At 56.6% G+C, this 11893-nt stretch carries 12 protein-coding genes; 7 read left to right on the plus strand and 5 right to left on the minus strand.

Going from position 1 to position 11893, the window contains the following annotated elements; genetic code table 11:
• Nucleotides 1–21 precede the first annotated feature (21 nt).
• Both ACFO6X_RS03075 and ACFO6X_RS03080 read right to left on the minus strand, forming a co-directional pair.
• Complete coding sequence (locus ACFO6X_RS03075) at nucleotides 22–477, minus strand: DUF3619 family protein (RefSeq protein ID WP_382429956.1); 456 nt, start codon at nucleotides 475–477, stop codon at nucleotides 22–24.
• Nucleotides 474–1043 carry an RNA polymerase sigma factor gene (locus ACFO6X_RS03080; protein ID WP_382429959.1) on the minus strand — a complete coding sequence of 190 codons (570 nt, stop codon included), beginning with the start codon at nucleotides 1041–1043 and terminating at the stop codon, nucleotides 474–476. The genes ACFO6X_RS03075 and ACFO6X_RS03080 overlap by 4 nt, the downstream gene beginning before the upstream one ends.
• Before the next feature lie 280 nt (nucleotides 1044–1323).
• Here ACFO6X_RS03080 and ACFO6X_RS03085 point away from each other — a divergent pair, with 280 nt between their 5' ends.
• The 6 genes from ACFO6X_RS03085 to ACFO6X_RS03110 all read left to right on the plus strand — a co-directional run bounded on the left by ACFO6X_RS03085 (nucleotide 1324) and on the right by ACFO6X_RS03110 (nucleotide 8798).
• A complete protein-coding gene (locus ACFO6X_RS03085) occupies nucleotides 1324–3090 on the plus strand; it encodes an acetolactate synthase 3 catalytic subunit (RefSeq protein ID WP_382429961.1) in 1767 nt (588 codons plus the stop codon).
• An 88-nt stretch (nucleotides 3091–3178) separates the two neighbouring features.
• A complete protein-coding gene (gene ilvN, locus ACFO6X_RS03090; protein WP_382429963.1) occupies nucleotides 3179–3670 on the plus strand; it encodes an acetolactate synthase small subunit in 492 nt (163 codons plus the stop codon).
• 49 nt (nucleotides 3671–3719) lie between these two features.
• Nucleotides 3720–4736, plus strand: a complete 1017-nt coding sequence (ilvC, locus tag ACFO6X_RS03095; protein WP_382429965.1) for a ketol-acid reductoisomerase — start codon at nucleotides 3720–3722, stop codon at nucleotides 4734–4736.
• Nucleotides 4737–4900: 164 nt separating this feature from the next.
• Nucleotides 4901–5737 carry a CDP-diacylglycerol--serine O-phosphatidyltransferase gene (gene pssA, locus ACFO6X_RS03100; protein WP_382430496.1) on the plus strand — a complete coding sequence of 279 codons (837 nt, stop codon included), beginning with the start codon at nucleotides 4901–4903 and terminating at the stop codon, nucleotides 5735–5737.
• 179 nt (nucleotides 5738–5916) lie between these two features.
• A complete protein-coding gene (locus tag ACFO6X_RS03105) occupies nucleotides 5917–7455 on the plus strand; it encodes a 2-isopropylmalate synthase (RefSeq protein WP_382429967.1) in 1539 nt (512 codons plus the stop codon).
• 152 nt (nucleotides 7456–7607) lie between these two features.
• Nucleotides 7608–8798, plus strand: a complete 1191-nt coding sequence (locus ACFO6X_RS03110; protein WP_382430498.1) for a serine hydrolase — start codon at nucleotides 7608–7610, stop codon at nucleotides 8796–8798.
• A 9-nt stretch (nucleotides 8799–8807) separates the two neighbouring features.
• On the opposite strand, the gene ACFO6X_RS03115 is transcribed toward ACFO6X_RS03110, so the two are convergent.
• Genes ACFO6X_RS03115 through aat form a run of 3 tightly spaced genes read right to left on the minus strand, consistent with a single transcriptional unit; the run spans nucleotide 8808 to nucleotide 11136 of the window.
• A complete protein-coding gene (locus tag ACFO6X_RS03115) occupies nucleotides 8808–9599 on the minus strand; it encodes an IclR family transcriptional regulator (RefSeq protein WP_382429969.1) in 792 nt (263 codons plus the stop codon).
• A gap of 29 nt (nucleotides 9600–9628) precedes the next feature.
• Nucleotides 9629–10384, minus strand: coding sequence for an arginyltransferase (locus ACFO6X_RS03120; protein ID WP_382429971.1), 756 nt, complete (start codon nucleotides 10382–10384; stop codon nucleotides 9629–9631).
• On the minus strand, nucleotides 10381–11136 hold the full coding sequence (gene aat, locus ACFO6X_RS03125; RefSeq protein WP_382429973.1) for a leucyl/phenylalanyl-tRNA--protein transferase: 756 nt from the start codon (nucleotides 11134–11136) through the stop codon (nucleotides 10381–10383). Before aat ends, ACFO6X_RS03120 begins: the two co-directional genes overlap by 4 nt.
• A gap of 165 nt (nucleotides 11137–11301) precedes the next feature.
• Between aat and phaR the strand changes: the two genes are divergently transcribed.
• On the plus strand, nucleotides 11302–11862 hold the full coding sequence (phaR, locus tag ACFO6X_RS03130) for a polyhydroxyalkanoate synthesis repressor PhaR (protein WP_382429975.1): 561 nt from the start codon (nucleotides 11302–11304) through the stop codon (nucleotides 11860–11862).
• Nucleotides 11863–11893: the final 31 nt, after the last annotated feature.

The following is an 11893-nucleotide window of genomic DNA, read 5'->3' on the forward strand; positions in this document are numbered from 1 at the left end:
GGATTTCGCAAGAAACGTAGCTTAATGGCTTTGCTGGTTGCCGCCGTTTTTCAGAAACTGGACAAAACCGGGATCGGCATAGGCTTCAGGCGGGAGGTCGTCGGTGAGCAGAGCCGCATCTACCTCTGCCACTTCGGCAGTGCCATATTCGTTTTGGGCGGTGTTGATGACGACCAACCCCACCACCAGGGCCATTGCTGGAATGGCCGCCAGTAGCGATTGCCACCAGCCGCCCCCTTCACCACGCCAACCCAAGGCAGCAGCGCCGCCCGAGGGAACGATCAGCGTGGCTGTTTGGGGGGCATGCACCGGCACCGCCTTTTTGCGTCGGGCCAACGCTTGCTCGCGCGAGGCACGCAGGCGCTCAGAAATGTCGTAGGGCAAAGAGCTGGCGTTGTCGTCCAGACGCGCCACCACGCGCCGCGCATAGGCGTGCAGCGCCTGTTCATCAGGGGGCAGGTGTAGATTTGTGTTCATGGCTTGATTCCTTTGGCCCGCAGGGCTTTGCTGAGGGCTTGGATGGCGCGGAAGCAATGGGTTTTGACACTGCCTTCAGAGCAGCCCATAGCCGCTGCGGTTTCCGCCACATCCATCTCTTCCCAATAACGCATTAAGAAGGCTTCTCGTTGACGCGCGGGCAGTGCTTTGATTTCTTGTTCTATGCCGTGCAGGGTTTCGCTGCGCTGCGCCATGTCTTCTGCACTGTGCACCCGCTGGTCGGGGTCGCTGTCACTCCAAGTTTCGAGCAGATCAAAACCCTCGGCATCATCGCCGCCAGAGTCAAAATCACTCAGATCAGAAAACAGGGCGTGGTGCCGTTTTTGGCGTCTGAACCAGTCCAGCGTGCAATTGGACAAGATCCGCTGAAACAGCATTGGCAACTCGTTGGCCGGCTTGTCGCCGTAGTGCTCTGCCAGCTTCATCATGCTGTCTTGCACGATATCGAGCGCGGCTTCCTCATTGCGCACATGGTAGAGCGAACGTTTGAAGGCACGCTTTTCCACGTTTTTGAGGAAATCAGAGAGTTCTTGTTCGGTGGCCAAGAGAGACGGGCTTGCGAGTGGGCGTGGGGCGCACCATGCGCCATGCGCCATGCAAAAGCCTGAGATTATCGCACTGCTGATGCTTTTTTGTCGTGTTGGCAGCGACAGTGATGTTGCAGTGCGATAATCGCTGCTGCATACTAAAAAAGCAAACGGGTCACGGTCCGGCGCGGCAATCATCTCGCCCATGTCCCTGGCCTCAAGTTCCGAGCCGGCTTCACGAGAGTGCGTGCAAGGAGCACCCAAGGTTTTTCGTCAGAGAAATTCACAAAGGTTCATCATGGAAATCAACAAGGCAGACGCCACTACCACCCCTACTACTGAGACTCCCGAATTGATGGGGTCTGAGATCCTTGTTCGTGCCTTGCAGGCCGAAGGCGTACAACAGATCTGGGGCTACCCTGGCGGTGCCGTGCTCTATATCTATGACGCGATCTACAAGCAAAACACCATCCAGCATGTGCTGGTGCGCCATGAGCAGGCGGCGGTGCATGCGGCCGATGGCTTTGCCCGCGCTACCGGCGAAGTCGGCGTAGCATTGGTCACGTCGGGGCCAGGTCTGACCAACGCAGTGACGGGCATTGCGACAGCCTATACCGACAGCATCCCTATGGTGATTATCTCGGGTCAGGTGGGCACAGCCGCCATTGGCTCAGACGCTTTTCAAGAATGCGACACCGTAGGCATTACCCGCCCCATCGTTAAGCACAACTTCTTGGTCAAAGATGTGCGCGATATGGCTGACATCATGAAAAAGGCCTTCCACATTGCCCGCACAGGTCGCCCTGGCCCGGTGGTGGTGGATGTGCCCAAAGATGTCTCGTTCAACAAGACCGCCTACCACGGCTACCCCGAGAGCGTCACCATGCGCTCGTACAACCCAGTGCGCAAGGGCCACGGTGGTCAGATTCGCAAGGCGCTGCAACTGCTGCTCAATGCCAAGCGCCCCTATATTTACACTGGCGGCGGTGTGTTGCTGGGCAACGCCTGCAACGAACTGCGCACGCTGGTCGATATGCTGGGCTACCCGGTGACACATACCCTGATGGGCTTGGGCGCTTACCCAGCTACGAACAAAAAGTTCTTGGGTATGTTGGGTATGCACGGCACGGTCGAGGCCAACTATGCCATGCAGCATTGCGATGTGCTGCTGGCGGTGGGGGCGCGCTTTGATGACCGTGTGATTGGTAACCCTAAACATTTTGCTTCGGTAGAGCGCAAGATCATCCACATTGATATCGACCCGTCCAGCATTGCCAAGCGCGTGAAAGTAGATGTGCCGATCGTGGGCGACGTGAAGGACGTCTTGACCGAATTGATCACGATGATCAAAGAGACGCCACAGCGCCCCGATGCCCAGGCCTTGGGCGCATGGTGGGACACCATCGAGGGCTGGCGCGTCAAGGATTGTCTGGCTTACGACCGTGCCAATACCGAAGTCATCAAACCCCAGCGGGTCATTGAAACCCTGTGGAATATGACCAAGGATGATGACTGCTACATCAGCTCCGATGTGGGTCAGCACCAGATGTTTGCGGCGCAGTTCTATAAATTCAATGAGCCACGTCGCTGGATCAACTCCGGTGGCTTGGGCACGATGGGGGTGGGTCTGCCCTATGCGATGGGCATCAAGCTGGCCAAGCCGCAAGCAGATTGCTGGTGCGTGACGGGCGAAGGCTCCATCCAGATGAACATCCAAGAGTTGTCTACCTGCCAGCAGTACGGCACCCACGTCAAGATCATCTCGCTGAACAACCGCTACCTGGGCATGGTGCGCCAGTGGCAAGAGCTGATCTATCAGGGCCGCTACAGCCATAGCTATATGGATGCGCTGCCTAACTTCGTTAAGTTGGCCGAGGCCTATGGTCATGTGGGGATGCTGATTGAGCGCCCTGAAGACGTGGAGCCAGCCCTGCGCGAAGCCCGTGCCATCAAAGACCGCACCGTGTTCTTGGATTTCCGCACCGACCCGACCGAAAATGTCTGGCCGATGGTGGAAGCGGGCAAAGGCATCACTGAGATGCTGTTGGGCTCTGAAGAACTGTAATCCCCTTTAACTTTTTGGACGAATCTATTGTCCGCCAAGCCTGCGGCTTACCGGCAGCAGGGGAGGGCGGCGAAAAGAGGACTTTCCTATGAAACACATCATTGCCGTTCTGCTAGAAAACGAACCCGGTGCGCTGTCGCGTGTGGTGGGTTTGTTTTCTGCCCGTGGTTACAACATTGAGTCTTTGACAGTGGCGCCGACCGAAGATCCTTCGTTGTCGCGCATGACCATCCAAACCACGGGTTCTGAAGACGTGATTGAACAAATCACCAAGCACCTGAACCGCCTGATCGAAGTAGTCAAGGTCGTGGATTTGACCGAAGGTGCCTATACCGAGCGCGAGCTGATGATGGTCAAGGTGCGGGCGGTGGGCAAAGAGCGCGAAGAGATGAAGCGCATGGCTGACATCTTCCGTGGTCGCATCATCGATGTGACCGATAAGAGCTACACCATCGAACTCACGGGCGATCAGAGCAAAAACGATGCTTTCTTGCAGGCGCTCGATCGCACGGCCATCCTTGAGACTGTGCGTACTGGTGCCAGCGGCATTGGCCGTGGTGAGCGCATCCTGCGCGTCTAAATCTATTCCCTGATTTCATTTATTTCCCCTATTCAACCCTGGAGCCAACATGAAAGTTTTCTACGACAAAGACTGTGACCTGAGCCTGATCAAGGGCAAAACTGTAGCCATCATTGGCTACGGCAGCCAAGGCCACGCACACGCCCAAAACCTGAACGAAAGCGGCGTGAAAGTCGTAGTCGGTCTGCGCAAGGGTGGCGCTTCTTGGGACAAGGTCGCCAAGGCTGGCCTGACCGTGATGGAAGTGGATGATGCCGTCAAGGCTGCCGATCTGGTCATGATCTTGTTGCCCGACGAGAACATCCCTGAGGTCTACAACAACAATGTGGCCCCCAATATCAAGCAAGGCGCCACGTTGGCATTTGCCCACGGTTTCAATGTGCATTACAACCAAGTCGTGCCCCGCGCCGATCTGGACGTGATCATGGTAGCCCCCAAAGGCCCAGGCCATACGGTGCGCTCCGAATACCTCAAGGGCGGCGGCGTGCCTACCCTGATCGCTGTCTACCAAGACAAATCGGGCAAGGCTCGTGATTTGGCCCTGTCTTACGCTTCGGCCAACGGCGGTGGCAAGGGCGGCATCATCGAGACCAACTTCAAAGAAGAAACCGAAACCGACCTGTTTGGCGAACAAGCCGTGCTGTGCGGTGGTGCCGTTGAACTGGTGAAGATGGGTTTTGAAACCCTGACCGAAGCCGGTTACGCTCCTGAAATGGCCTACTTCGAGTGCCTGCATGAGCTCAAGCTGATTGTGGACTTGATGTACGAAGGCGGCATTGCCAACATGAACTATTCCATCTCCAACAATGCGGAGTATGGCGAGTACGTGACTGGCACCGAAGTCATCAACGACAAGTCGCGTGAAGCCATGCGCAACGCCCTCAAGCGCATCCAAACTGGTGAATACGCCAAGATGTTCATTCTGGAAGGCAAGACCAATTATCCTTCCATGACGGCCCGCCGTCGCCTGAATGCCGAGCATTCGATTGAACAAGTGGGCGCCCAACTGCGTGCCATGATGCCTTGGATTGCCAAGAACAAGCTGGTCGATCAGACCCGCAACTGATTCGGGCGCTGATTGCCCTGATCTCCCAAGGCCACTGCGGTGGCCTTTTTCATTGGGGGTACGGGTAAACTGCTATCTTGTCCTGCCCCATCGGGGCGGTAGACGGATACTCTGTTTGGAATAGCTGCTTGCGCACCACGGGGATTGCGCTGGAGGTCAATTTGATGGATGAAGGTACATCGGGTGTGCAAAACCCTGAGTTGCTGGTGCGCAAGCGCCGCAAGGGAATTTACATCCTGCCCAACCTGTTCACGCTAGCGGCGTTGTTTGGTGGCTTTTATGCTGTGGTCATGGCGATGAACGGTCGTTTTGACATGGCGGCCATTGGTGTGTTTTGCGCGATGGTGCTCGATAGTCTGGATGGCCGCATTGCCCGCATGACCAACACCCAGAGCGCGTTTGGCGAGCAGATGGATTCGCTCTCGGACATGGTGTCTTTTGGCGCGGCACCAGCACTCATTGCCTATATTTGGGCACTCAAAGATTTGGGGCGCTGGGGGTGGGTGGCGGCCTTTGTCTACTGTGCCTGTGCTGCACTGCGTTTGGCGCGTTTTAACGTCAATACGGGGGTGGTGGATAAACGCTATTTTCAGGGGCTTCCCTCGCCCGCTGCCGCCGCCTTGGTGATGGGGGTGATCTGGCTGATGACCGAACTGGGTGTGCAGCGTGGTGGCAGTACATTGCTGCTGGGGTGGCACGGCATCACATGGCTGATGTTTGCCTTTACTTTGTATGCAGGCCTGACGATGGTGACCAATGTGCCGTTCTATAGTTTCAAAGACATACAGATGAAGAAGAGCGTGCCTTTTGTGGTCATTGTGCTCATGGCACTGGGGATTGCTGTGATCAACATCCATCCACCTATCGCCTTGTTTGGTGTGTTTGTGCTCTATGGCTTGAGCGGCTATGTGGTCTATGCGTGGCGCAAGGCCAAAGGCTTGCAAACCAGTGTCATCAGCACCTCGACTGACGAGCCTGAGGAACGCGGTTTGCACCAATAGTCTTAACAAGACGGCCACAACTGTGCTACATTGAGCGCCATGAAAACGTTGGCCCTCGCTCTATTGCTACCCTCCACTGGGCGGAGGCAGTAGGCGCGCGCGCACACTTTTTCCTCAAAGGCCCGTATGCATCCGCAGCGGGCCTTTTGTTTTGGCGTTTCAGAAACCAGGAGAAACACATGGCCGATCAATTGATCATTTTTGACACTACTTTGCGCGATGGCGAACAGTCGCCCGGTGCTTCCATGACCAAAGACGAAAAACTGCGTATTGCACGCCAGTTGGAGCGTCTGAAGGTGGATGTGATTGAGGCAGGTTTTGCCGCCAGTTCCAACGGCGACTTTGAAGCGGTGCAGATGATTGCCAATGCCATCAAAGACTCCACCATCTGCTCGCTTTCGCGTGCCAATGACCGCGATATTGCCCGTGCTGCCGAGGCACTGAAGGGGGCCAATCGGGGGCGCATTCACACCTTTATCGCCACGTCGCCGTTGCACATGGAAAAGAAGTTGCGCATGACACCCGAGCAGGTGTTAGAGCAGGCCAAGCAGGCGGTGCGGTTTGCCCGCAACCTCTGTGGTGATATTGAGTTTAGCCCTGAAGATGGCTACCGCAGTGAGATGGATTTCTTGTGCCGTGTCATTGAGACAGTGATTGCCGAGGGGGCGACCACGATCAATGTGCCCGACACCGTGGGTTATGCCATTCCTGAACTGTATGGCAATTTCATCAAAACCCTGCGTGAGCGTGTGCCCAACAGCGATAAGGCGATTTGGTCGGTGCATTGCCACAATGATTTGGGCATGGCTGTTGCCAACTCGCTGGCCGGTGTCAAGATCGGCGGTGCCCGCCAAATCGAATGCACTATCAATGGCTTGGGTGAGCGTGCAGGCAACTGCGCCTTAGAAGAAGTGGTGATGGCCGTTAAAACACGGCGTGACTATTTCAACTTGGATCTGGGCATTGATGCCCAGCACATTGTGGCGGCCAGTCGCATGGTCAGTCAGATCACGGGCTTTGTGGTGCAACCCAATAAGGCGGTGGTGGGGGCCAATGCCTTTGCCCATGCCAGCGGTATTCACCAAGATGGCGTGCTCAAGGCCCGCGATACCTACGAAATCATGCGTGCCGAAGATGTGGGCTGGAGCAACAACAAGATTGTGTTGGGCAAGCTCAGTGGCCGTAATGCCTTTAAGCAACGGTTGCAAGAGTTGGGCGTGAGCTTGGATAGCGAGACGGAGACCAACGCCGCCTTTGCGCGCTTTAAAGAGCTGGCCGATCGCAAGAGCGAGATCTTTGATGAGGACATTTTGGCGTTGGTCAACGACGAGAGTGTCAGCCACGACAATGAGCACTTTGGCTTTGTCTCGCTGGCGCAGCACAGCGAGACGGGTGAGCGCCCCCAGGCCACTGTGGTTTTTACGGTCGATGGTCAAGAGATCAAGGCACAATCGGATGGCAATGGCCCCGTTGATGCTTCGCTCAAAGCGATTGAGTCCCATGTGCAAAGCGGTGCCGAAATGGTGCTGTATTCAGTCAATGCCATCAGTGGCTCCACTGAGAGCCAAGGCGAAGTGACGGTGCGCTTGCAAAGCAGTGGCCGGGTGGTCAATGGTGTGGGTGCCGATCCGGACATTGTGGTGGCATCGGCCAAGGCTTACTTGAGTGCCTTGAACAAGCTCCATAGTAAGACCGAGCGTGTAGCTGCCCAAGGATAAAAGGCATGGCTTTCGAGCCAAAAAGACCCTTCGGTGCAACATCGGCACTTCAATTCTATAATTGAGGCCAAGATACAAAAAGTCACGCAAAATATAACCGTTGCGTGGCTTTTTGTTTTGTACCCTTGTTTTCTGTTTGGAGATGCCTCGTGATCTGCCGTCGTTCACCTACAGCACTGCGCTCCTTGGTTCAGATATTGACTGTTGCTGTCGTGGGAGTGGCAGTGTCTTTGCCGCAGACATGGGCCGCAGAACGCAAGAATGCCCCTGCCAAGAGAGCTGCTAAAGTCAATGTGGTGGCAGCGGCGGCTAAGCCGAGCGGCAAGGCGGTTGCCAAAGTGGCGCCCGCTGCCAACCGCAAGCCCGTGGCTAAACGCGAGGAGCGTGCGCCAGTGTTAGCCCGTGCGGCAGCGGGCAGCCGGGCTCTGGCCCAGTCTCCCAGCCGTGGCAAGACTGCGGGACGTGCTGCAGCAGTGGTGGCTACTGCCGCAGCGGCTACTGCTGTGGCGGCCCAGCCTTCGTTTGGTGAGTTGGCAGGACTGCACCATGCCACTGATCCGCTTGACCTCAAATCCAGTGTCGCTTTGGTCATTGACCAAGACACCCAAGAGGTGCTTTTGCGCAAAAATGACCATGCCGTTTTGCCGATTGCTTCTCTGACCAAATTGATGACCGGGCTGTTGATTTCTGAGGCCCGTTTGCCCATGCATGAGCCCATTACCATCACCCAGGATGACGTGGACACAGAGAAGGGTAGTCGCTCCCGTTTGAGCGTAGGCACAACCCTGACCCGCCAAGAAATGCTCCATCTGGCCTTGATGTCCAGTGAAAATCGGGCGGCCAATGCTTTGGGGCGTACCTACCCCGGTGGCTTGGGGGTGTTTGTGGCAAAGATGAATGCCAAGGCTCGGCAGTTGGGCATGACGGATACCCGCTGCGTGGAGCCCACGGGCCTGTCGAGTAGCAACCAGTCCAGCGCCCGTGATTTGGCGGTGTTGGTCAATGTGACGTACCGTGATCCCTTGTTGCGCGAGTTCTCCACCTCACCGGGCTATGAAGTGGCAGTGGGGCAAAAAACCCTGCAATACAACAACACCAATCGGTTGGTGAAGAACCCAGATTGGGATATTGGGTTGCAAAAAACGGGCTATATCGCCGAGGCGGGCCGTTGTTTGGTGATGCAAACCAAGGTGGCGGGCCGCAAGCTCATCATGGTGTTTTTGGACTCTGCGGGCAAGTTCAGCCGCTTGGGGGATGCGGAGCGCGTGCGCAATTGGGTAGAGGCCCGCCAGCACACGCTGCACTCAGCAGCCACCACGCAGGTGCGTAGTATCAACCGCTGACGCAGGGTTTTATTCGGTGCTGGCTACCTTGTTGTAGCCCAGTGCCGTAGAGATTTTTTGTGCGGTGGCTTGCAGTTTGGACAGCCAGCCTTCGTCCAAACGGTCGGCAGGAGCTGAGATAGACAGGCCTGCAATCAGTTTGCCCTGGTCATCGTAGACCCCGGCTGCCATACAGCGCACGCCCAGCTCCAGTTCTTCGTTGTCGCGGGCCACGCCCGATTGGCGGGCTTTGCTCAGCTCGCGCTCCAACACGGCCAGTTGGGTGATGCTGTTGTGTGTGTGCCCGGGCAAGCCGGTGCGGGTAGCGTAGGTGCGTACATGCTGTGGATCGTCGGCAGCAAGAAACAATTTGCCTGTAGACGTGAGATGCAGTGGTGCGCGGCCCCCAATGGCACGCACTACTTGCATGCCGGAGCGTTCGCTGTAGGCCCGTTCTACATACACGATTTCATCGCCTTGACGCATGCTCAAATTGACGGGTTGTTGGATCAGCTTGTGCAGATCGCGCATGGGGATTAGAGCAGCATCGCGCACGTTCAGGCGCCCTTTGACCAGATTGCCTAGCTCCAACAGGCGCATACCCAGTCGGTAGCTGCCGGACTCTGGGCGATCAACAAATCGGCCTGTAGCCAGATCGTTGAGAATACGGTGCGTGGTGGAGGGGTGCAGGCCGGATTTTTCGCTGATTTCTTTGAGCGAGATGGCTTCCTCGCGCGAGGCCAGAATGTCGATCAGCGTAAACATGCGTTCAATGACCTGAACGCTGGGCTTGGGAGGAAGGGCAGAATCTTTTTTTTTCATGAAGGCGCAACGTACTAGGTGCGCGTATTTTACTTCGTGGAATTTTCTGGGTTTACACGTTCCCAGTGCCGGTTGCGCAGCACTTCATGGGGCAGGTAGAAGGATTTGTAGCTCATCTTGGGGCTGTTGGCGATCCAGTAACCCAGATAGACATAGTCCATCCCTTGCAGGCGAGCTTGCTCAATTTGCCAGAGGATGTTGTAGGTGCCATAGCTGCAGCGGGCTTCGGGTTCGTAAAAGGTGTAAACCGCCGAGAGGCCATCGTCTAGCAGATCCAAGATAGAGACCATTTTGAGCACGCCATCGGGGTGTTGTGCGGAAGGTTCGCGAAACTCTACCAGTCGTGTATCGACACGACTTTGGAGCAGGAACTGGCTGTATTGGTCAATGCTGTCGTGGTCCATGCCACCACCAGCATGGCGGGCTTGTTGGTAGCGCAGGTAGAGCTGGTAGTGTTCGGGCACAAAGCTCGGCCTTAGCACACGCGTTTGCAGCGCAGCATGGCGGGTCAGGGAGCGGCGTTGACTGCGATCCGGGGCAAACTCCTGCACCAGCACCCGCAGGGGCATGCAGTTTTGGCATCCATCGCAGTATGGCCGGTAGGTAAACATGCCACTGCGCCGGAAGCCTTGGCGTACCAGATCCGAAAAGGTATCGCTGCGTACCAGATGGCCTGGTGTGGCTACCTGAGAGCGGGCCTGACGGTCTGCTAGGTAGCTGCATGGGTAGGGTGCAGTGGCGTAAAACTGCAAGGTTTGGGGCGGGAGGTCGTAGGGTTGCGTCATGCTGCGGCAGGGGTGGGCGGCACAAGGGCGTCCCAGTATAGGGGCGTGAATTGCCAGTGCATGGGGGGATGCTGTTGTGCTTGCAGCAAGTGCTGCAAGAACTCTGCCCGTGGTATTTCGTGGGCACCCAAGGAAGCCAAATGGCGGGTGTTCTGTTGGCAGTCAATCAAGCTTGCACCGTGGTGACGGCATAAACCAACCAATGCTGCCAGTGCAATTTTGGAGGCATCGCGTTGGTGGGCAAACATGGATTCACCAAACACAGCCTGTCCGATGGCAACGCAATACAGGCCACCAACCAGACGACCTTCGATCCAGGTCTCTATGCTGTGGGCGTAGCCATTGGTGTGGAGTTGCTGGTAGGCAGTGTGCATGGCGGGCACGATCCAAGAGCCGGATTGGCCGGGGCGTGGGGTGTTGGCGCAGGCCTGCATGACGCTGCTGAAGGCGCTGTCGATGCGTATCTCGCAGTGGGGGTTGGTGCGAAATTTTTCTAAGGTGCGCCGCAGCGAACGGTGCAGACGAAATTTGGCCACAGGCAGCACCATGCGTGGGTCGGGTGTCCACCACAAAATCGGCTGTCCGGCACTGAACCACGGAAAAATGCCATGACGATAAGCACGCAGCAGGTGTGGAACGTCCAGAGCGGCACCGGCTGCCAGCAGGCCAGGGGCTGGAGTGTTTTGGCCCCAGGCTGCATGGGGGGCAGGAAAGGATTCTCCTGGGGCCAGCCAGGGGAGATCAGGGTGCATGGGTGCAAATACGGTGAATGGGCTGGGGATTGTCGTGCCCACTGCGCTGGTGTGCAAGTCTGCAATGCGTGATGGTGCTCGGTGGTGGTGCAGGGGTATCGGCAACGGGTCTGCTGTGGCAGCAGCCTAGAATTGCTTGCAGTGCAATTGAGATAGAGGGGCGTGATGGCCCAAGGAGTCTGCGTAGTGCAAGAAGAGAAAACAGTGTCTGCTGCCCCCAAGCTGGCACAGCGTGTGATTAAAAAATACCCCAATCGACGCCTTTACGACACGGATACCTCGGCCTATATCACGTTGGCAGAGGTGAAACAGTTGGTCATGGAGCACCAGAATTTGGTGGTGCGTGATGCCAAGACGGGTGAGGACATTACCCGCAGCATTTTGTTGCAGATCATTCTGGAAGAGGAGGCGGGTGGCGCACCGCTGTTTACCGAGGCGGTTCTGTCCAACATCATCCGGGTCTATGGTCATGCGATGCAGGGCTTTATGGGCAGCTATTTGGAAAAGAATGTGCAACTCTTTACCGACATGCAGACCAAGCTGGCCGAACAGTCCCAGAGCATTACCCCTGAAATCTGGGCGCAGTTCATGAGCGCACAGTCGCCAATGATGCAGGGGCTGATGGGCAACTATGCCGAGCAGTCGCGCAGCATGTTTACGCAGATGCAGGAAAAGATGCAGCAGCAAACGGAGCAAATGCTGGGTGTGTTGGGCTTGAAGCGTTGAGGTTGGCGGTGTGTCAGCCCCCGGAATGGGG

This window comes from Giesbergeria sinuosa (assembly GCF_042652905.1).
Taxonomy (GTDB): domain Bacteria; phylum Pseudomonadota; class Gammaproteobacteria; order Burkholderiales; family Burkholderiaceae_C; genus Simplicispira; species Simplicispira sinuosa.